At 67.1% G+C, this 21,355-nt stretch carries 17 protein-coding genes; 8 read left to right on the top strand and 9 right to left on the bottom strand.

The features are described 5' to 3' along the window. Positions 1 to 79 precede the first annotated feature (79 nt). The 7 genes from uvrA to J8847_RS19120 form a co-directional block, all read right to left on the bottom strand. Positions 80 to 2,620 carry an excinuclease ABC subunit UvrA gene (gene uvrA / locus J8847_RS19150; RefSeq protein WP_211526309.1) on the bottom strand — a complete coding sequence of 847 codons (2,541 nt, stop codon included), beginning with the start codon at positions 2,618 to 2,620 and terminating at the stop codon, positions 80 to 82. A 78-nt stretch (positions 2,621 to 2,698) separates the two neighbouring features. Continuing rightward, entirely contained in the window at positions 2,699 to 3,943 is a 1,245-nt protein-coding gene (locus J8847_RS19145) for a glycosyltransferase (protein WP_211526308.1), read from the bottom strand. A gap of 6 nt (positions 3,944 to 3,949) precedes the next feature. Next, positions 3,950 to 4,489 (bottom strand): pyridoxamine 5'-phosphate oxidase family protein, encoded by a 540-nt coding sequence (locus J8847_RS19140; protein WP_211526307.1) that lies wholly within the window; start codon positions 4,487 to 4,489, stop codon positions 3,950 to 3,952. Between the two features lie 96 nt (positions 4,490 to 4,585). Continuing rightward, entirely contained in the window at positions 4,586 to 5,008 is a 423-nt protein-coding gene (locus J8847_RS19135) for a MarR family winged helix-turn-helix transcriptional regulator (protein ID WP_211526306.1), read from the bottom strand. Further along, a complete protein-coding gene (locus J8847_RS19130; protein ID WP_211526305.1) occupies positions 5,001 to 5,882 on the bottom strand; it encodes an alpha/beta fold hydrolase in 882 nt (293 codons plus the stop codon). Before J8847_RS19130 ends, J8847_RS19135 begins: the two co-directional genes overlap by 8 nt. Positions 5,883 to 6,047: 165 nt before the next feature. Continuing rightward, positions 6,048 to 6,515: a DUF1854 domain-containing protein gene (locus J8847_RS19125; protein ID WP_211526304.1), complete on the bottom strand. Its 468-nt coding sequence runs from the start codon at positions 6,513 to 6,515 to the stop codon at positions 6,048 to 6,050. Continuing rightward, positions 6,515 to 8,794 (bottom strand): ABC transporter ATP-binding protein, encoded by a 2,280-nt coding sequence (locus J8847_RS19120; RefSeq protein WP_211526303.1) that lies wholly within the window; start codon positions 8,792 to 8,794, stop codon positions 6,515 to 6,517. Before J8847_RS19120 ends, J8847_RS19125 begins: the two co-directional genes overlap by 1 nt. Positions 8,795 to 9,090: 296 nt before the next feature. Between J8847_RS19120 and cphA (J8847_RS19115) the strand changes: the two genes are divergently transcribed. From cphA (J8847_RS19115) to J8847_RS19090, 6 genes are all read left to right on the top strand, one after another. Beyond that, entirely contained in the window at positions 9,091 to 11,268 is a 2,178-nt protein-coding gene (gene cphA, locus J8847_RS19115) for a cyanophycin synthetase (RefSeq protein ID WP_211526302.1), read from the top strand. Between the two features lie 82 nt (positions 11,269 to 11,350). Then, positions 11,351 to 13,933: a cyanophycin synthetase gene (cphA, locus tag J8847_RS19110; RefSeq protein WP_211526301.1), complete on the top strand. Its 2,583-nt coding sequence runs from the start codon at positions 11,351 to 11,353 to the stop codon at positions 13,931 to 13,933. A gap of 86 nt (positions 13,934 to 14,019) precedes the next feature. After that, positions 14,020 to 14,802 (top strand): MaoC family dehydratase, encoded by a 783-nt coding sequence (locus J8847_RS19105; RefSeq protein ID WP_229513037.1) that lies wholly within the window; start codon positions 14,020 to 14,022, stop codon positions 14,800 to 14,802. A gap of 60 nt (positions 14,803 to 14,862) precedes the next feature. Beyond that, entirely contained in the window at positions 14,863 to 15,120 is a 258-nt protein-coding gene (locus J8847_RS19100; protein ID WP_211526299.1) for a hypothetical protein, read from the top strand. A 9-nt stretch (positions 15,121 to 15,129) separates the two neighbouring features. Continuing rightward, complete coding sequence (locus tag J8847_RS19095) at positions 15,130 to 15,534, top strand: hypothetical protein (protein ID WP_211526298.1); 405 nt, start codon at positions 15,130 to 15,132, stop codon at positions 15,532 to 15,534. A gap of 37 nt (positions 15,535 to 15,571) precedes the next feature. Then, positions 15,572 to 16,150 (top strand): OmpA family protein, encoded by a 579-nt coding sequence (locus tag J8847_RS19090; RefSeq protein ID WP_211526297.1) that lies wholly within the window; start codon positions 15,572 to 15,574, stop codon positions 16,148 to 16,150. Here the strand turns inward: J8847_RS19090 and J8847_RS19085 are convergent. Continuing rightward, positions 16,147 to 16,788 (bottom strand): PEP-CTERM sorting domain-containing protein, encoded by a 642-nt coding sequence (locus J8847_RS19085; protein ID WP_211526296.1) that lies wholly within the window; start codon positions 16,786 to 16,788, stop codon positions 16,147 to 16,149. The genes J8847_RS19090 and J8847_RS19085 overlap by 4 nt on opposite strands. A 245-nt stretch (positions 16,789 to 17,033) precedes the next feature. On the opposite strand from J8847_RS19085, the gene mutS reads away from it, so the two are divergent. Both mutS and J8847_RS19075 read left to right on the top strand, forming a co-directional pair. Further along, positions 17,034 to 19,688 (top strand): DNA mismatch repair protein MutS, encoded by a 2,655-nt coding sequence (gene mutS, locus J8847_RS19080; RefSeq protein WP_211526295.1) that lies wholly within the window; start codon positions 17,034 to 17,036, stop codon positions 19,686 to 19,688. Continuing rightward, entirely contained in the window at positions 19,688 to 20,635 is a 948-nt protein-coding gene (locus J8847_RS19075) for a hypothetical protein (RefSeq protein WP_211526294.1), read from the top strand. The genes mutS and J8847_RS19075 overlap by 1 nt, the downstream gene beginning before the upstream one ends. 119 nt (positions 20,636 to 20,754) lie before the next feature. Here the strand turns inward: J8847_RS19075 and J8847_RS19070 are convergent, their stop codons facing one another. Then, positions 20,755 to 21,294 carry a peptidylprolyl isomerase gene (locus J8847_RS19070; protein WP_211526293.1) on the bottom strand — a complete coding sequence of 180 codons (540 nt, stop codon included), beginning with the start codon at positions 21,292 to 21,294 and terminating at the stop codon, positions 20,755 to 20,757. Positions 21,295 to 21,355 lie beyond the last annotated feature (61 nt).

Genomic DNA, 21,355 nt, shown 5'->3' with positions numbered 1-21,355 from the left:
GGGGGGCGGCCCGCCCCCCCCCCCCCCCGCGGGGCGGGGGGCCCCCCCCCCCCCCGGGGGGGGGCCCCCCCCCCCAACCCTACGGCAAATGCTTGCGCAAATACGGGGCCGTCCGGCTGGTCTTGTTGCGCGCCACCTCCGCCGGCGGACCGCAGGCCACCAGCTTGCCGCCGGCCTCGCCCGCCCCCGGACCGATGTCGATCACCCAGTCGCTGCCGGCCACCACCCGCATGGTGTGCTCGACCACGACCACGGTATTGCCCGCGTCGACCAGGCGGTTGAGCTGCACCATCAGGCGGTCGGCATCGAGCGGATGCAGGCCGGTGGTCGGTTCGTCCAGCACGTACAAGGCGTTGCCGCGGGTAGCGCGCTGCAGTTCCGAGGCCAGCTTGATGCGCTGGGCCTCGCCGCCGGACAGCTCGGTGGCCGGCTGGCCCAGGCGCAGGTAGTCCAGGCCCACTTCCGCCAGCACTTCGAGCGAGCGTTCGACCAGGGGCTCGTCCTTGAAGAATTCGATCGCCTCCCCGACCGTCATGCCCAGGACTTCGGCGATATTGCGGCCGCGGTAGCTCACTTCCAGGGTCTTGGCGTTGTAGCGCTTGCCCTCGCACGTCGGGCAAGGCGCGTACACGCTGGGCAGGAACAGCAGCTCGACCATGACGAAGCCTTCGCCCGCGCAGTGCTCGCAGCGGCCCTTGGCCACGTTGAAGGAAAAGCGCCCGGCGTCGTAGCGCCGCTTGCGCGCGTCCGGGGTGGCCGCGAACAGCTTGCGCACCTGGTCGAACAAGCCGGTGTAGGTGGCCAGGTTGGAGCGCGGGGTGCGGCCGATCGGCTTCTGGTCGACCCGCACCAGGCGCCGCACGCCTTCCATGCCGCTGACGATGCGGCCTTCCAGCGGCAGCGCCTCGTCGCGCTCCAGGTCCGGTTCGCCCGGGGTCTCTTCTTCCTCCGCCGGCGCGTGGCCCAGCGCGGCGCCCACCAGTTCGACCAGCACCTGGCTGACCAGGCTGGACTTGCCGGAGCCGGACACGCCCGTCACGCTGGTCAGGACGCCCAGCGGAAAGGCGACGCCTATGCCGTGCAGGTTATTCCGGCGCACGCCTTCGAGCTTGAGCCAGCCGGTGGGCGTGCGCGGCGCCCGCTTGGGCAGCGGCGCCTCGTCGAACAGGTAGCGGCGCGTCTGCGACTTCTCCACGGCGCGCAGTCCTTGCGGCTCGCCGCTGTACAGGATCTGGCCGCCGCGCTCGCCCGCCATCGGGCCGACGTCGACCAGCCAGTCGGCCTTGCGGATCACGTCCAGCGCGTGCTCGACCACGAACAGCGAATTGCCTGCCGCTTTCAGCTGGTCCAGCGCATCCAGCAGGGCCTCGGCGTCGGCCGGGTGCAGGCCGGCCGAGGGCTCGTCCAGCACATAGACCACGCCGAACAGGCTGGAGCGCACCTGGGTGGCCAGGCGCAGGCGCTGCAGCTCGCCCGGCGACAGGGTCGGCGTGCTGCGCTCCAGCGCCAGGTAGCCCAAGCCCAGCGCCAGCAGCACTTCCAGCCGCGCAAACAGGTCGGCCGCGATGCGGCGGCGCACGACCAGCTGCTCGGCGTACAGCTCGCCCTTGTCCTTGTCCTTGCCTTCGGCGTAGGGACGCAGCAGCGTGGCCAGGCGCTCGAGCGGCATGCGCGAGATCTCGGCGATGTCCACGCCGGAGAAGGTCACCGACAGCGACTCCTTGCGCAGGCGCTTGCCTTCGCATTCCGGGCAGGTGGTGCTGACCATGTAGCGCGCCACGCGCTTCTTCATGGACGCGCTTTCGGTGTTGGCGAAAGTCTGCAGCACGTAGCGGCGCGCGCCGATGAAGGTGCCCTGGTAGCTGGGGGTTTCCTTGCGCCGCAGGGCGGCGCGGGTTTCCTTGGGCGTCAGGCCGGCGTAGACCGGCACCGTGGGGGTTTCCTCGGTGTACAGGATCCAGTCGCGGTCTTTCCTCGGCAGGTCGCGCCAGGGCGTGTCGACGTCGTAGCCCAGGGTGACCAGGATGTCGCGCAGGTTCTGGCCATGCCAGGCCGGCGGCCAGGCGGCCACCGCGCGCTCGCGGATGCTGAGGCTGTCGTCCGGCACCATCGAATCCTCGGTCACGTCGTAGATGCGGCCCATGCCCGAGCAGCGCGGGCAGGCGCCCTGCGGCGTGTTGGGCGAGAAGGATTCCGCATACAGCAGCTCCTGCCCCGGCGGATAGTCGCCGGCGCGCGAGTACAGCATGCGCAGGGAATTCGACAGGGTGCTCACGCTGCCGACCGAAGAGCGCGCAGTCGGCGTGCCGCGCTGCTGCTGGAGGGCGACGGCGGGCGGCAAGCCTTCGATCTCTTCCACTTCGGGCACCGGCATCTGGTGGAACAGGCGGCGCGCATAGGGCGAGACCGATTCCAGGTAGCGCCGCTGCGCTTCCGCGTACAGGGTCCCGAAGGCGAGCGAGGACTTGCCCGAGCCGGACACGCCGGTGAACACCACCAGCGCGCCGCGCGGGATGTCCAGGCTGACGTTCTTCAGGTTGTGCTCGCGCGCGCCGCGTACGCGCACGTAGCCTTCGGGCGCCGGCTCGCGTCCGGCGATGTTCTGTTTCTTGCTGGGCATGTGCCCTCCGGCATCATCGACGATGAGGTATTAGAGCGCGCCGACGGGAGGGCGTCGGTGCGATTCCCAACAGTAGCCTTAGGGGACCGCCAATGCTTCCAGGCTCGCGCACAGCTGGTCGATGCCCGATGGCGCATTGAAGCGCGTGCGGATCTCGCGGCAGCGCCCTCCCACTTCCTCTCTGCCGACGACCCGCCGTAAGGCTTGCGCCACGCGTTCGGCGGTGACGCGCGACGCATGCAGGCTCGCGCCCGCGCCAAGACTGACCACGCGGGCCGCGTTGTCGAACTGGTCGTGCGCCAGCGGGACCACCAGCTGGGGCGTGCCGGCGCGCAAGGCTTCGGCGGTGGTGCCGATGCCCCCATGGTGGGCCAGCGCCGCCACATGGGGCAACAAAGCCTTCAGCGGAACGTACTCCTGCCACAGGAAATGTTCGGGCAGTTCAGCGGGAAGCTGCTCGCGGTGCGGCGTCAGGAAGATGGCGCGCAGGCCGAGGCGGCGTGTTGCCTGCGCCGCGGCCTCGAAGTAGCGGCCGGCCTGGCGATTGCCGGTGCCGGGCGTGAAGGCCACGGGTGGAGGACCAGATGCGAGGAAAGCCTGCAGCTCGGGGCCCAGCGCCGCATCGGGCGCCGGGTCATATAAAGGAAAACCGGTCCTGATCATCGGCTGCGGCCAGTCCGGCTGGGTCGGCGCGAACCACCCCGGGAACAGCGTGACCGAGAGATCCGGCACGCCGGTGATGTGCTTGACAAGGTCGTGCACCGGCGGGAGGCCGCGCGCGGCGCGAGCGGCATTCACGTCCGGCAGCGCGACAGGATCGACCAGGCTTGCCGCCAGCCGGCGCCACAGCCAGCGGCGCGCCACATGCGGCGCCCAGCGCGGCACGCGCCAGGGTCCCAGCATCAATGGGTCATGGACGGTGGGCAGGTTGGATGGCGCCAGGTAGGCGGCGGCGATCTTCAGTCCGGGACAGGCTGCGCGGCACAGGTCGGCCTCGGGCAAGGCCAGCGGATGGGCGAGCAGCACGCGGTCCTCGCCGGGCGGCAGCGCTTCCATATAGGCCGGCAGTTCGGCCATCGCGGGCCGGGTGGCCTGCCAGACGACCGCGAAACCGCGGGTTGGATGCCACAAGTCCGGATGGTCGAGCACCGCCGGGTCGGCCGGCAAGCCGTGGAAAGGCAAACCGGCCCGGGTCACATAGGGTTCGTGCTGGACCGGGCCGAGGAAGTCGACCCGGTGGCCGCGTTCGCGCAGCGCCCTGCCCATCCACAGGAAGGGAAACAGGTCGCCCGCCGAACCGATGGTGACGACGACAGCGTGCATCGACGCTTAGCCGAAGGTCAGCCTGCCCTCGATCGAGTCGTCCAGCGTCACGCCGACCACGGCGCCGACCGCCACCTTGGCGCCAGCGACCGCGTTGCCATGCTTGTTGTCCCAGTAGTAGCCGCTGCGCGGGGTAACCTTGATGACGGTGATGCGCGGGTCGTCCTCGCCTTCGGTGAACCAGGTGCGCAGCATGAAGTTCCAGAGCCGCTTGATCTGGGCCTTGTCTTGCGAAATCTCGGCATGGCCGTCGAGTTCGAGGAAGCCCGCATGCTTGCTGACCTGGAAGTAGAGCTTCACGTTCGGGTCGATCGCGATTTCCTGGTTCTTGTGACTGTCGATGCTGCTGAGGAACCAGAGCGTGCCGTTATCGTCCGTTTCGCGCACGCTCATCGGGCGCACACCCCGGCTCGGGCCCAGACTGGCGGCAGTACAAAAGAAGCAGCTGTCCGCGTCCTCGGTCATATCCTTGACGCGCTCGATGGCGCCGGGGCCGCTCAAGTCGCGGCGGTTCAGTTCCGGCTGTTGTTGGTTGATGGAATCCATGAGACCTCCGATGGCCTTGCGGCCGATAGGAAGACTCTACGCGGCATTGCTTGTGCTGTATGTGAGGGCACGTACAGAAACCGGTATCAAGCTGGTTCAGAGGCGGGTCGCCTGCTCCAGCCAGCGCGCGACGACCGCCAGCTCCTGCTGGGTAAAGCCCTCGGCGAGCCGCGCATTCAGTTCGGCCAGCGCGCTGGTCGCCTGGCGGCTGGCTTCCCTGCCCGTCTCGCTCAGCCGCAGCCGGGTCAGGCGTGCGTCGTTCGCATCGCCGATGCGTTCGACCAGGCCGGCCGCCTGCATGCGCTTGGACAGGTTGGTGACGGCGGCGGGGGCGACGTCCAGGGCCTGGGCGATCTCGCCGATGGCCGCGTCTTCGCGCGCGGTGAGCAGGAACAGCAGCCCGGCCTGGGCGGCGCTGGCGCCTTCCCAGGCTTCCGGGCGGCCTTCGATCCAGCGCTGCATGGCGCGCTGGGCGCGGTTGACCAGGGCGACGAAGCGTGGCGGCTTATGCTCAGGCATGCTCTGCCCTCTCCTTTTGCGTGCAGTGCGCCAGCAGCCAGTCGGCGGTCTCCTTCCACAACACGGCTTCGCAGCGGCGGCGGAAGAAGCCCATGTGGCCGATGGCAGGCACGCCCGCCTCGCGCGGCGACACCTGGCGACGTTGCAGCCGGGCCTGCGGCAGGGGCGAGACCAGCATGTCGACCGCGACCGGGTTGGCCCAGGGGTCGTCGGTGAAGCTCAGTACCTTCATTGGGATGCGCTGCATGGCCATGCGGCGTGCGGCGCCGACGGCCGGGTCGTCGAAGAAGTAGCGCGGCTGGGCGCACCAGCCGGACCATTGCAGCATCACGCCGCGCGGCAGGTCTTCGCCCAGGCCGATGCGCTTGCCAGGCATGTAGCCGAGCAGGCGGCACAGCACCGGGGCCAGCACGCTGAGCACGAAGCGCACGCGCTGACGCTCGAACCAGCCGCGCACCGTGCGGGTCGCGCCGGCGTGGGCGGCGATCAGCATGGCGGCGCGCAGCTGGCTGGTGCTCGGGGATAGGGCCAGGGCGTGGCCGCCGACGCTGTGGCCGACGGCGAGCAGCGGCAGATCGGAGAAGCGGGTGGCGGCCCAGGCCGTGACGGCGGGGACGTCCTGGTCGATCCAGTCGGACATCATCACTTCCATGCCGCGCAGGCTGGCGGGGCGGGATTTTCCTGTGCCGCGGTAGTCGTAGGTGATCACGTTGAAGCCGCGGCTGGCGAGGTAGTCGGCGAAGGCGCTGTAGAAGCCTTGCGTGACGGCGGTGGCGGGATGGACCAGGACCGTGGCTTGCGCGTTGGGGACGGTGCGGCAGGTCGTGGCCAGAGTGGTGTGGGCGACGGGGATGGCCACTTCGCTGATTTGCATGGTGCGCTCCGGATCGTTAACGTGTTAACTAAATTAGCATGCGTTAGTTGGGGCGTGCAATGATGCGATTAGAGGGAAGAGTCGAAGTTGGGGGAAGTGCTGCGAACTTGGGTTCCGGCCTTCGCCGGAACCCAAGTTTGTGTGAACAGCTAGCAGCGTAAAGAACTACAGGAACCGATCGAGAATCTTGCGGCTGTGCTTATCGATGCGGTACATATCCCGCACCAGGAAGTTGATCCCATGGCTATCCGCCACCAGCAGCGAGGCCTCCCCCACGCGCCGGATATCCTCATCCACCTTGAGCACGAACTCGGTCTCCCCGCGATCCGTCTTCACGAACCAGGTGCACGGCGTCGCGAAGCTCGATACATCCCTGATGTGCAGGATCTCTGGAATGAACTCGCGTCCTTCGATCTCTTCCTGCACCAGGTTGCGAATCTGCTCCGGCACATCGAGCAGGTCATCGATCCACGCCACTTCCTTGCCCCCGTCGCGCACCAGGGAAATCCCCTTGGTCGGCGCCTGGATCGGAAACGCGCGCACCGGAATCACGCCCACGTGCTCTTCGCCGCTTTCCAGGGTAATCACCAGCTTGCCGAAGCTGTCGCGCCGCAGTTGGAAATTCGTCGCCATTAGTCGTCCTTGTCGTCCATGTCCTGGTCCACGTTGCGCGCTTGCGCTTCGTAGAGGCGGTGGTAGGCGCCTTCGCGCGCCATCAGCTCGTCGTGGTTGCCCTCTTCCACCACCACGCCGCGGTCGAGCACGACCAGGCGGTCGGCGCGGTGCAGGGTCGACAGGCGGTGCGCGATGGCGATCGTGGTGCGGCCCTGGACCAGGTTGTCGAGCGCCTTCTGGATCTCTTTCTCGGTTTCCGAGTCCACCGACGAGGTCGCCTCGTCCAGGATCAGGATCGGCGGGTCGATCAGCAGTGCGCGCGCAATCGAAATACGCTGGCGCTCGCCGCCCGACAGGCCCTGCCCGCGCTCGCCCACCATCGAGTCATAGCCCTGCGGCAAGCGCAGGATGAACTCGTGGGCATGCGCCGCACGCGCGGCGGCAATGATTTCCTCGCGGGTCGCGCTCGGCTTGCCGTAGGCGATGTTCTCGGCGATCGTGCCGAAGAACAGGAAAGGTTCCTGCAGCACCAGGCCGATGTTGCGGCGGTAATCCGCCACCGCGAACGAGCGGATGTCCTTGCCATCCAGCAGGATCGCGCCTTCGGCCACGTCGTAGAAGCGGCAGATCAGGTTGACCAGGGTGCTCTTGCCGGAGCCGCTGTGGCCGACCAGGCCCACCATCTCGCCCGCCTTGATCTTGAGCGAAATGCCGCGGTTCACGGCGCGGTTGCCGTAGCGGAATCCGACTTCGCGCAGCTCGATGTCGCCGCGCACCTTGTCCACCTTCACCGGATTGACCGGGTCCGGCACGCTCGACACGTGGTCGAGGATGTCGAAGATACGCTTGGCGGCCGAGGCCGATTTTTGCGTCACCGAGACGATGCGGCTCATGGAATCGAGCTTCACGTAGAAGCGGCCGCTGTAGGCGATGAAGGCCGTCAGGGTGCCCACCGTGATGTCGCCGCGCGAGACCTGCCAGATGCCGAAGCACCATATCACCAGCAGGCCGATCTCGGTCAGCAGCGAGACGGTCGGCGAAAACAGCGACCAGACCTTGTTCAGCTTGTCGTTGACGGCCAGGTTGTGCTTGTTGGCTTCACGGAAGCGGGCGGCTTCGCGCTTTTCCTGGGCGAAGGCCTTCACCACCCGGATGCCGGGGATGGTATCGGCCAGCACGTTGGTGACCTCGCCCCAGACCCGGTCGATCTTCTCGAAGCCGGTGCGCAGCTTGTCGCGCACCACGTGGATCATCCAGGCGATGAAGGGCAGCGGAACCAGCGTGACCAGCGCCAGCCAGGGATTCATGCTGAACAGGATCACGCCGGTCATGATGATCAGGAGGACGTCCGACAGGAAGTCGAGCAGGTGCAGCGACAGGAAGACACTGATCCGGTCCGAACCGCTGCCGATGCGCGACATCAGGTCGCCGGTGCGCTTGCCGCCAAAGTATTCGAGCGACAGCCGCAGCAGGTGTTCATAAGTGGTCGAGCGCAGGTCGGCGCTGATGCGCTCGGAAGCCAGCGCCAGCACGTAGGTCTTGCCCCAGCCTAGCGCCCAGGCCAGCATCGCCGCCCCGAACAGGCCGCCCATATATAAATAGACGAGCGAGGTGTCGATGGTCTGGCCGTTTTGATAAGGAATCAACACGTTGTCCATCAGCGGCTTGGTCAGGTAAGGCGGGATCATGTGCGCGCCGGTCGAACCGAGCATCAGCAGGAAGCCGGCCAGCAACTGGCCCTGGTAGGGCTTGGCGAAGCGCCACAGGCGGAACAGGGTCCAGGTGGACGGCGGGGTATGCAGCACCTTTTCGCAGATCGGGCAGTCTTCCTGGTCGGGCTCCAGCGGGGCCTTGCAACTCGGACAAGTATGCTGCTCCGGCGGCTCCACCGCGATGCCGGTGGCCACGCTCTCGACCTGGTCCTTGAACTGATCCACCACGCGGATCGCCTGCAGGTTCTGGCCCAGGGTGAAGCGCCAGGCGCCCAGAAGGCCGTGCGCATCCACCAGTTCCAGGTGGCCGACGCCGGCGTGATCGTGGTGGCGCAGTTCCAGGCCGGCGCGCAGCGGCCAGTCGCGCCAGGCGCTCTCGCCCGGGGCGCGGGCCAGCAGCCGGTGGGTGGTCACCACGACCAGCCCCTTCACGAAACGTAATTTCGCGTCGAGGTCAACCTCCACGCTGCTCAAAACGTTTTCCCCTGGTGCAAGCTGTTTCGCGACGTCACTTTGCCAGTGTTCAGGCAAAAAACTGGCGGCTACCGCCAGCGACGACGGACTAGCAAGTTGTTGAGTTGTCATGTATTGCGCCCGGTGACAGGCAAAAGTTCTGGAGGGATGAGCAAGGCAGCCGGCTCGGCAAGCACAAAAGGGCTGCTAACAGCACCGCTGCGTGAAACGCTCCACAGAGCGACTTAACGTTCTCGTCTATCCTTTGGATGACAAACGGCGATGCTGGCAGAAAATGATGCGGCACGGTAAGCTCCGTTCCCCTCAGTATACATGATGCGTGTTGCGGAAAAGTCCCCGCGGCAGGCGTCGACGATAAGGTAATCGTCCAGGTGAGCAAACGGACACGTGGACATAGATATTGTTAAATGAACAAGAAGAACGACATCAAGTTTCTCCGCGTAAGCTACCTGCGCGGTCCGAACATCTGGACTTACCGCCCGGTGATCGAGGCATGGCTCGACATCGGCGAGCTTGAAGAATCCCCCTCGAACACCCTGCCCGGCTTCACCGAGCGCCTGACCGCCTGGCTGCCGGGCCTGGTCGAGCACCATTGCGGCGTCGGCCACCGCGGCGGCTTCATCGAACGCCTGAACGACGGCACCTGGGCCGGCCACATCCTCGAGCACATCGTGCTCGAGCTGCAGAACCTGGCCGGCATGAAGACCGGCTTCGGCAAGACCCGCTCCACCGGCGAGCATGGCATCTACAAGATGGCCTTCCGCACCCGCGACGAGCTCGTCGGCCGCGCCGCCCTCGACGCCGGCCATGCCCTCCTGATGGCCGCGATCAACGACACCTCCTTCGACCTGCCCGCTACCGTGGCGCAGCTGACCGACCTGGTCGACCGCTACTGCCTGGGCCCGTCGACCGCGCACATCGTCGACGCCGCCACCGACCGCAGGATCCCGTCGATCCGTCTCACGGAAGGCAACCTGGTGCAGCTCGGCCACGGCGCCGCGCAGCGCCGCATCTGGACCGCCGAGACCGACCGCACCAGCGCCATCGGCGAAGGCATCGCCAGCGACAAGGACCTGACCAAGACCCTGCTGTCCTCCTGCGGCGTGCCGGTGCCGGAAGGCTCGATCGCGCGCAGCCCCGAGGACGCCTGGGACGAAGCCCAGGACATCGGCCTGCCGGTCGCCGTCAAGCCGATCGACGGCAACCACGGCCGCGGCGTGTCGCTCAATCTCATGACCGAGGCCGACGTCAAGGCCGCCTACGAGATCGCGGCCGTCGAAGGCGACAGCAAATCGGTGCTGGTCGAGCGCTTCATCCCGGGCAACGAGCACCGCCTGCTGGTGGTCGGCCGCAAGGTGGTCGCCGCCGCCAAGGGCGAATCGCTGTGGGTGACGGGCGACGGCAAGCTCAGTGTCAGCCAACTGTGCGAAACCCAGATCAACATCGATCCACGCCGCGGCGAGAGCGAAGAGCATCCGCTCGGCCTGGTCAAGCCGGCCGAAAGCGACGAGATCCTGCTCGACCTGAAGCGCCAGGGGCTGACGCCGGACTCCGTGCCGCAAGCGGGCCAGAAGGTCCTGATCCAGCTGAACGGCAACGTCGCCGACGACGTCACCGACCTGGTGCACCCGGAAGTCGCGCACGCCGCGGCCCTGGCCGCGCGCGTGGTCGGCCTGGACATCGCCGGCATCGATCTGGTGTGCGAAGACATTTCGCGTCCGCTTGCCGAGCAGCGCGGCGCCATCATCGAAGTCAATTCCAGCCCGGGCCTGCTGGCCCACATCAAGCCGGCCAGCGGCCAGCCGCGCAACGTCGGCCAGGCCATCGTCGACCACCTGTTCGGACCGAACGAGAACGGCCGCATCCCGGTCGTGGGCGTCACCGGCACCCTGGGCACCAGCCTGATCGCCCGCCTGATCGGCTGCCTGGTCCACATCACCGGCAAGCACGTGGGCGTGGCCAACGGCGAAGGCCTGTACCTGGACGCGCGCGAAGTCTCGCACCGCGACTCCACCGGCGCCGAAGCCGGCCAGCGCCTCCTGATCAACCGCACCGTGCAGACCGCCGTGTTCGAATCGAACGCGCGCTCGATCCTGTCGGGCGGCCTGCCCTACGACCGCTGCACCGTGGGCGTGGTGACGGACATGGAAGGCATGGACGACGTGGCCGAGTTCTACATCCGCGACGAAGACGCGATGCGCAACGTGATCCGCAGCCAGGTCGACGTGATCCTGCCGGAAGGCGCGGCCGTGCTGAACGCCGCCAACGAGCGCGTCGCCGCGCTGGCCGAGCTGAGCGACGGCCGCGTGATCTTCTACGCGCTGGACGAGCACAACGCCGTCATGGCCGGGCACCGCGCCAAGGGCGAGCGCATCGTGTTCGCACGCGACGGCCGCATCGTGCTGGCGGAAGGCCAGAACGAGACGCCGCTGCTGGAACTGGCGAAGATGAAGCCGTCCACGGTCAAGCATCCGGAAAACGTGCTGGCGGCGGTGGCGGCGGCCTGGGCGCTGGACGTGCCCGCGGACCTGATTTGCGGCGGCCTGCGTGCTTTCGACGCGACCCCGAAGAAAGCAAACAACTAATATTTGAATCGGCCCGGCAGGCGCCGGGCCTTGGTGTCCGCCTTTGCCCTGCCGGGGCGGCCCGCGAAAGGACTGACGGTTTATGGAAGTATCACGCGTACGGGCCCTGCGTGGCCCCAACCTCTGGAGCCACCACACTTCGGTCGAGGCGATCGTTTCGTGCTCGCCCGAAGAGGAATCGATCGGCGCCCTGCCCGAGTTCGAAAAGCGGCTGCGCACGCGCTTCCCGCAGATCGGCCAGCTGCAGCCGATGGGCCATGACGACACCGTCCCGATGGCCCAGGTGCTCGAGCACGCGGCCCTGGCCCTGCAGGCCGAAGCCGGCTGCCCGGTGACCTTCAGCCGCACCACCGCCACGCTCGAGCGCGGCATCTACCAGGTGGTGGTCGAGTACAGCGAAGAAGACGTCGGCCGCCTGGCCCTGGAACTGGCCCAGGAACTGATCAAGGCCACCGTCGACGACCAGCCCTTCGACCTGGCCGGCGCGCTGGCGCGCCTGCGCGAGCTGGACGAGGACGTGCGCCTCGGCCCGTCGACTGGTTCGATCGTGCAGGCCGCGGTGGCCCGCAACATCCCCTTCCGCCGCCTGACCGAAGGCAGCCTGGTGATGTTCGGCTGGGGCAGCCGCCAGCGCCGCATCCAGGCCGCCGAGATCGACGCCACCGGCGCCATCGCCGAATCGATCGCGCAAGACAAGGAACTGTCCAAGAAGTTGCTCGACGCCGCCGGCGTGCCGGTGCCGCACGGCCGCACCGTGACCGATCCGGACGACGCCTGGATTGCGGCTCAGGAGATCGGCCTGCCGGTCGTGATCAAGCCGAAGGACGGCAACCAGGGCAAGGGCGTGACCGTCAACGTCACCACCAGGGAACAGCTGACCGCCGGCTTCCACGCGGCCTCGGAATTCCGCGACGACATCATGGTCGAGCGCTACCTGCCGGGCCACGACTACCGCCTGCTGGTGATCGGCGACAAGCTGGTGGCCGCCGCGCGCCGCGACCCGCCGCAAGTGGTAGGCGACGGCAAGCAGACCGTGCGCCAGCTGGTGGAACAGGTGAACCTGGATCCACGCCGCGGCGACGGCCACGCCACCTCGCTGACCAAGATCCGCTTCGACGACATCGCCCTGGCCACCCTGGCCAAGCAAGGCCTGAACGCGGACTCCGTGCCGGCCGTCGGCCAGCGCGTGGTCCTGCGCAACAACGCCAACCTGTCGACCGGCGGCTCGGCCACCGACGTCACCGACGACGTCCATCCGGAAGTCGCGGCGCGCGCCATCGCCGCCGCCCACATGGTCGGCCTGGACATCTGCGGCGTCGACCTGGTGTGCGACAGCGTGCTCAAGCCCATCGAGGAACTCCACGGCGGCATCGTCGAAGTCAATGCCGCGCCGGGCCTGCGCATGCACCTCTCGCCCTCGTTCGGCAAGAGCCGCCCGATCGGCGAAGCCATCATGGACACCCTGTACGGCCCCGGCGACGACGGCCGCATCCCGGTGGTGGCCGTCACCGGCACCAACGGCAAGACCACGACCGTGCGCCTGATCGCCCACCTGCTCACCGCATCGGGCCTGCGCACCGGCATGACCAACACCGACGGCGTCTACATCGAAGGCCGCCGCATCGACAGCGGCGACTGCAGCGGCCCGCGCAGCGCGCGCAATGTGCTGCTGCATCCGGACGTGGACGCGGCCGTGTTCGAGACCGCCCGCGGCGGCCTGCTGCGCGAAGGCCTGGCCTTCGACCGCTGCCAGGTGGCGGTGGTGACCAACATCGGCGCGGGCGACCACCTGGGCCTGAACTACATCACCACGCTCGAGGACCTGGCGGTGCTCAAGCGCGTGATCGTGCAGAACGTGGCCGACAACGGCATGGCGGTGCTGAACGCCGCCGACCCGGTGGTGGCCGCGATGGCCGAAGTGACCCGCGGCGACGTGACCTTCTTCGCCCAGGACATCGGCAACCCGCTGATGTCGATGCACCGCGCCCAGGGCCGCCGCGTCGTCTTCGTCGACGACGGCCACCTGGTCTGCGCGCTGGGCAAGCAGGAAGAGCGCATTCCGCTCAACGAGGTGCCGATCACCCGCAACGGCACGGTCGGCTTCCAGGTCGAGAACGTGATGGCCTCGGTGGCCGCTGCCTGGGCGGTGGGCATCAAGTGGGAATCGATCCGCGGCGGCCTGAAGACCTTCGTGGGCGAGAGCGACAATGCCCCGGGCCGCTTTAACGTGTTCGATTACAAGGGTGCGACCGTGATTGCCGACTACGGCCACAACCCGGACGCCATCGCCGCGCTGAGCTCCGCCGTGCAGGGCATGCCTGCCAAGCGCCGCTCGGTGGTGATCAGCGGCGCCGGCGACCGCCGCGACCAGGACATCACGCAGCAGACCGAAATCCTGGGCAAGGTGTTCGACGACGTACTGCTGTACCAGGACCAGTGCCAGCGCGGCCGCGCCGACGGCGAAGTGCTCGCGCTGCTGCGCAAGGGCCTGATTGGCGCCACCCGCACCAGCCACGTCGAGGAAATCAATGGCGAGTTCGTCGCCATCGACCGTGCGCTGTCGCGCCTCGAAGCGGGCGACCTGTGCCTGATCCTGATCGACCAGGTGGACGAGGCGCTGGCCCACATCGCCAAGCGCATCGCGGAATCGCAGCAGGCAGCCTGATGGCCTGACGAAGGCGGGTGGGTTATCCTAGCCGGATGACTCATCCGCTCCTCCCTCCCCTTGGCGCGCGCATGCTCTTGCGCGCGATGTTCAAACGTCCTGTGCGCCATGCCGGCGCGGACATCCAGGCCACTTATCTCTTACCCGGTATCGACCTGGCCCATGTGCGGCGCTACCAGGCGGCGTTCGGGTTCGAGGGCGATGCCGTACCCCTCACCTTCCTCTACCTGCTCGCGCAGCGCGCCCAGCTGGCGACGATGCTGGACCGGCCGACGCCGTTCAGGATTCCGGGGCTGATCCACGTCGAGAATACGCTGGTCATGCACGGCCCGGTCGATCCGGCGCGGCCGTTGGCGATCACGACGAAGGCGGCGCTGCAGCCTCCTGCGGCGAACGGCGCCATCCACTGCCTGCTCGAGACCCAGGCTTTCGACGGTGAGCGGCTGGCGTTCGTGTGCAGCAGCGATTACCTGGTCAGGCGCGGAAGCAAGGGCGGAGAAGGCAAGCCGTCCCCAGCCATCGCGCCGGCCGCCACGCCGCTCGCGAGCTGGACACTGGCCGATGACGCCGGGCGCCGCTACGCCGCCCTGTCGGGCGACTGGAATCCGATCCACCTGTGGCCGTGGAGCGCGCGCCTGATGGGCATGCGCGCACCGATCATCCACGGCGCACACACGATGGCGCAAGCCTGCGCCCACCTGGAACGCGCCGGACAAGGCCGGCTGGCGTCGGTCTGGTGCCGCTTCCGCAGCCCCTTGCCGCTGGGTGCGCAGGCAAGGCTCACGGCGGGTCCCGGCGAGGGAGAATTCACGGTGCTCGGCAAGGACCGCGTGGCGGCCGAAGGCCGCGTCTCGGTTGCGACCGGATGAAAAGTGGAGTAATCTTGGATGCGTCGATGCAGCCCGTCTGCAGTTCCTCCAGGAGGCCATATGCCAGAAATCAGACTTGAAGTCCCACAGTCGATCATTGATTCGATCAATGAGAAACTCCGGCAAATAAACGGACGCAGCCCATCCGACAAAGCGCTGAGCGCCAACGATGTGGCGCGCGAAGCCCTGGCGGTCTATAAATGGGCCGTCGAGCAAACCAACCAGGGTTATGCGGTGGTCTCGGCCAATGCCGACCGGGATCCTGTTGTCCAGATTGCAACCCCGCATCTTCCTGCCAAGGTACCTACCAGCCGCTGAGCGTGTCTCATGACCGATCCGACCAGCGGCTGGGATCCCAGGGTGGACCGAGTCGATCCGATCGGCGATCTCGGCCATGAACCCGCTGGCACCGTTGCCTGGGACCCCAGGGTGGTCCAGGCGGATACCGACATCTTCCGCGATTCCTACCATGACCGCCGCTCCCAGCGCGGCATGCGGGAGATCATTACCGTCTGGCTGATCGCCCTGTTCTTCCTGGTGATCGGGCTCGCCTTCACTACCTTGTTCCTCGACGACGACGTGGCGCTGATCGACAGGCGCTTCCAGCACCTGAAGTCCTTATTGGACGTCATCGTCGGCCCCGTCGCCACCCTGCTGTCTTCGGTCATCGGCTTTTACTTCGGCATCCAGGCAACCCAGAACAGAACCGGCCAGGGCAGTTCCGACACTTGACCGGTAGCGCATCAACGCACATCGTCAGGGGGACAACATGGTGTCGCTCGACAGGATTTTCGAAAGCCTGGGCACGTGGGCCAACCGCTTCGTCCCCATGATTACGGTTGCGCTGGCGCTGCTCATCATTCCCCATGCGGTCAAGACAATGCGTCCGGAAAGGCCTGCGCCGCCTATCGTTTTCTGGCCGGACCAGCCGACGCACGGCATCACGCTGCCAGCGGACACCTTGTTCGAGTTCGGCAAAAGCGATCTCACCGCCGAGGGCCGGGCAAAAATTCGGGAAGTTGCCGCCGGCATCGGCGCGCCCGCGCGCAATGCCATCCTGGTCATCGGCCACGCGGATCATTTCGGCGCGCCCGGCGAAAACCAGCGCCTGTCGACGGCGCGCGCCCTTGAAGTGCGCAACGAATTGGTGAAAACCATTGATCCGGCGCTCGTCAGCCATGTCGGTGTCGGGAACCGCTCTCCCCTGACTAAACCAGGAGAGTGTCCAGGCAAGACCTTGAGCAGGGAAACGCTGGCCTGCAATGCCAAGGACCGGCGGGTCGAGATCTGGCTGCGGCCGCAGCCGGAGCGATCCGGGGCAAAGGAAGCGCCTTTGGGGGCGCCCTAGCGCCGGCGCAGCATCGCGAGCCCGGCCAGGCCGAGCGCCAGCAGGCCCAGCGTGGCTGGTTCCGGCACCTGCGCCGGATCGCCTTGCTGGTCCTCGCCTTCGAGCGTGACGATCAGTTGCGAATAATAGTATTCCAGCGGATCCTGGCGGCTGGTGTCGCCGATACTCAGGGTCCAGCGGCCGAACATGTCGAGACTGTCGAACGCGCTCAGCTTGCCGACCGGGCGGAAGACCCCCGCCTGCACCTGCGGGCCGCGCACCGCCCCCTCGTCGTCGAAGGTGACCGCGACCTGGCCCGCACCGGTGCTGCCTTGGGTGAAGGTGTCTTGCGTCACCAGATCGACCTTGATGCCGCCGGGACTGGTCAGGCGCAGGACGATCTCGTTTTCATAAGGCGTACCCTTGCCGATGCACTGGCCGCCGGCCAGTCCCAGCACCGGGTTGTCGCACTTGGCAAAGGAGACCAGGATGTTCAGGTCGGCGATGAGGCCATGGCTCTGGACGTCCAGGTAGCGCTGGCCGCTGCTGTTGTCGAACACGCCATAGGCGTTATCGGTGGCGATGACGCCAGCCTGCGCATTGGCCACACCAAAGACCAGCATCAGCGCGCCGACGATCTTGATGATGTTGCGTTTCATTTGTTCTCCCTAGTCGATCCCTGCTTGTAAGCAATAATCGCACCACGACCACGAAATCCTGCGGAATCAATAACTTGATTCAACATTAGTTTCGCAGTACCAACTAAATGTAAGGAAACTCGACATCGCCGATCCGGTGATCGCACAAACCGGGATGCGATTTTTGCAGCATCCGGCCGAGTCGAACGCGGTAAAATGGCAAGCCTTGGCTGCGCACCTGCCCCGCCGTACCGAATTCCGAAGACATGAACGCCCCCACTGAGATCAACGCCGCCGCCCTCAAGCACAGCGCGACCGAAAAACACACTCCCATGATGGTGCAATATCTGCGCATCAAGGCCGATTACCCGACCATGCTGGTCTTCTACCGCATGGGCGATTTCTACGAACTGTTCTTCGACGACGCCGAGAAAGCGGCCCGCATCCTGGGCATCACCCTGACCGCGCGCGGCGCCTCGGGCGGCAATCCGGTCAAGATGGCGGGCGTGCCCTTCCACTCGCTGGACGGCTACCTGGCCAAGCTGGTCAAGCTGGGCGAATCCTGCGCGATCTGCGAGCAGATCGGCGACCCGGCCCTGAGCAAGGGCCCGGTGGAGCGCAAGGTGGTGCGCGTGGTCACGCCAGGCACCCTGACCGATTCCGACCTGCTGCCCGAAAAGGCCGAGCGTCCGCTGCTGGCCCTCTACCTGATCAACCAGCGCAAGACCGTCACCGCCGGCCTGGCCTGGCTGTCCCTCGCCAGCGGCGCCCTGCGCCTGATGGAATTCTCGGGCGAGCAGCGCGCGGTGGAGCTGCGCCTGTCGCACGAGCTGGAGCGCATCGCCCCGGCCGAGATCCTGCGCGCCGACGGCGCCGACCTGTTCGAGGCGTCCCCGATCGCGCACACCCAACGCGTGCCGGAGTGGCACTTCGACGTCATCAAGGGCCACCAGGCCCTGCTCGAGCAGCTGAGCGTCGCCACCCTCACCGGCTTCGGCGCGGACGGCCTCGGCGCCGCCTTCGGCGCGGCCGGCGCGCTGCTGCGCTATGCGCAGTCGACCCAGGGCCGTGGCCTGCAGCACGTGCGCAGCCTGACCTGCGAGCTCGAAAACGAATTCATCGGTCTGGATGCCGCCACGCGCCGCAACCTGGAGCTGACCGAGACCATCCGCGGCCAGGAGTCGCCGACCCTGTTCTCGCTGCTGGACGGCTGCCGCACCGCGATGGGCTCGCGCCTGCTGCGCCACTGGCTGCACCACGCGCGCCGCGACCAGGCCGTGGCCCGCTCGCGCCACGAAGCCATCGAGGCGCTGGCCCAGGCGGACGCCTGCGGCGGCCTGTCCGCCACGCTGGCCCAGGTGCCGGACATCGAACGCATCACCACGCGCATCGCGCTGCTGTCGGCGCGCCCGCGCGACCTGGCCAGCCTGCGCGACGGCCTGAAGCAGCTGCCGGCGCTGCGCCAGCAGGTGGCGCGCTGCTTCATCCCGGGCGACTCCTGCCTGCTGCACGAGATCCACGACGACCTCGCCACGCCGGAAGCCTGCCTGGACCTGGTGACGCGCGCGATCATGGAAGAGCCAAGCGCGATGGTGCGCGACGGCGGCGTGTTCGCACGCGGCTTCGACGCCGAGCTGGACGAGCTGCGCGCCCTGTCCGAGAACGCCGGCCAGTTCCTGGTCGACCTGGAAACGCGCGAGCGCGCGCGTACCGGCATCGCCAACCTGCGCGTCGAGTACAACAAGGTGCACGGCTTCTACATCGAGGTCACCAACGGCCAGGCCGACAAGGTGCCGGACGACTACCGCCGCCGCCAGACCCTGAAGAACTGCGAACGCTACATCACGCCGGAACTCAAGGCCTTCGAAGACAAGGCCTTGTCGGCCCAGGACCGCGCGCTGGCGCGCGAGAAGATGCTGTACGACCAGCTGCTCGCCGAGCTGGCGCCGCACATCGGCTGCCTGCAGACCATCGCGCGCGGCCTGGCGCAGATCGACACCCTGGTCGCCCTCGCCAGCCACGCGCTCAAGAACAACTGGTGCGCGCCGCAGCTGGTGAGCGAGCCTTGCCTGACCATCGTCGAGGGCCGCCATCCGGTGGTGGAAAACCAGATCGAACGCTTCATCGCCAACGACTGCCGCCTGTCGAACGACCGCCGCCTGCTCCTGATCACCGGCCCGAACATGGGCGGTAAATCGACCTTCATGCGCCAGGTGGCCCTGATCACCCTGCTCGCCTACATCGGCAGCTATGTGCCGGCCACCCAGGCCACCATCGGCCCGATCGACCGCATCTTCACCCGCATCGGCGCCAGCGACGACCTGGCCAACGGCCGCTCTACCTTCATGGTCGAGATGACCGAATCGGCGGCCATCCTGAACGGCGCCACCGAGCATTCGCTGGTGCTGATGGACGAAGTCGGCCGCGGCACCTCTACGTTTGATGGTCTGGCCCTGGCCTGGGCCATCGCGCGCCACCTGATCGAGTCGAGCCGCAGCTTCACCCTGTTCGCGACCCACTACTTCGAGCTGACCCAGCTGCCCGAGACCCATCCGAGCGCGGTCAACGTGCACCTGTCGGCGGTCGAGCACAAGGACAGCATCGTGTTCCTGCACGCGGTGCAAGAGGGCCCGGCCTCGCAAAGCTACGGCTTGCAGGTGGCCCAGCTGGCGGGCGTGCCGCCGGCCGTGATCAAGGCCGCGCGCAAGCACCTGGCGCGCCTCGAAGCGCAGGCGCTCGACACCACGCCGCAGCTCGACCTGTTCGCCGCGCCGGCCGAGGAAGTCGAAGAAGCGGCGCCGGAGGCGTATGCACCGGCGGACGACGGCCTGCGCGATGCGCTGGCCGCCATCGATCCGGATGCGCTCACCCCACGCGAAGCGCTCGAACGTCTCTACGAGCTCAAGCGCCTCGCCGCCTGATGCGGATAGTACGCACGTCCCTCCTCCTTGCGGCCGCGCTGCTGGCATTGGCGCCGGCTCACGGCAAGGACAGGAACAAGGACGCGTCGAGCCACGAATTCGCGTTTGTCGGGAACAGCGCGGACGACGACGGCGAAGCGCGCCTCAAGCGCGTGCTGAAGGAGACGTCGGAAAAGTCGCTGGCCTTCGTGGTCCTCACCGGCATCAAGGGCGACAAGGAGAACTGCGGCGACCGGCTGTACCAGAAGCGGCGCGACCTGATCGACGGCGCGCGGCGGCCGGTGATCGTCTCGCTCGCAGGCAGCGACTGGACCGGCTGCCGCAATTCGGCCGGCCGCACCAATGCCATCGAACGCCTGAACCGCCTGCGCGAACTGCTGTATGGCGAGCCCGCATCGCTGGGCGAAGACAAGCTGCCGGTATCGCGCCTGTCCAGCAGCCCGCGCTTCCGGAGCTATGCGGAGAATGCGCACTGGCAGGTCGGGAAGGTGCTGTACGCGACGGTCAACCTGCCGGCCGAGAACAACCACTATCTTCCTGCGGCGGGCCGCAACAGCGAGTATGAAGACCGCACGGTGGCCAACCGTTTCTGGCTGAACCGCCTGTTCGCGATCGCGCGCAACGAGAAGGCCGAGGCGCTGGTACTGTTCGCCGAAGGCGACGTCAAGCCGCTGCAGCAGGAAGAAGCCAAGGGCCTGCGCGGGCTGCTGCGCAGGGAGCCGGCGGTGCAGGACGGATTCGAGGAGATGCGCAAGCAGATCCAGGCGCGGGCGGCCAGGTTCAAGGGGAAGGTGCTGCTGGTGGATAGTGGCGCGCTCAAGGGCAAGCGGCCGGTGATTACCTGGAAGGGGAACCTGGGGCAGCTTTCCGTTGGGGAGAAGGCCGTGGAGGTGAAGGTGTCTTCGGAGAAGGGAGCGGTGTTTGAGGTGGGGGATGCGAAGCGGTGAACGCTGGCGTTCTTGGCTGATCAAACAAACTTGGGTCCCCGCCTGCGCGGGGACCCAAGTTCAGCGCAAACCGCAGCCCGCCCCTCCAAAAGGGACAAGCACTGCGGCTCACTCAGGCATCACTGCAGCGGCTGGCTGCGGAACTGATCGCCCTCTTCGCTGTCTTCCATCTCATGGCCATGGTGATGGCCATGCGGACCATGCACGTGGCCGTGCTGCACTTCCTCGGCGGTCGCCGCGCGCACGTCGATCACCGACAGGTCGAAACGCAGCGCCATGCCGGCCAGCGGGTGGTTGCCGTCCAGGACGACCTTGTCATCGGCGATGTCGGTCACGGTGAAGATGGTCGGCTCTTCGTCGCCGCCCTCGGCCATGCCTTCGAACTGCATGCCGACTTCGATCGGCTCAGGCAGGCGGTTGCGGTCTTCGACTTTCACCAGTGCAGGATCGTAATCGCCGAACGCATCTTCCGGTTCCACCTGGATGGTCGACGAATAGCCCGGCTCCTTGCCATCGAGCTCTTCCTCAATCTTCGGCAGGGTGTTCTCGTAGCCACCGTGCAGGTAGACCATCGGCTGCGAACCTTCTTCGATCAGGTTGTTTTGCGCGTCCGACAGTTTGTAGTTCACCGTCACGACCGTATCTTTGGCAATCTTCATCGCACATCCTTTCGTTGTAAGGTGCGGATTATACCCTCGAACAGGATACCGCCCCGCTCCG

The sequence above is a fragment of the Massilia sp. AB1 genome, from assembly GCF_018119385.1.
Lineage (GTDB): Bacteria > Pseudomonadota > Gammaproteobacteria > Burkholderiales > Burkholderiaceae_D > Telluria.
Note: the sequence above shows the minus strand (reverse complement) of the source record. Positions and strands in the feature narration are given on the sequence as shown.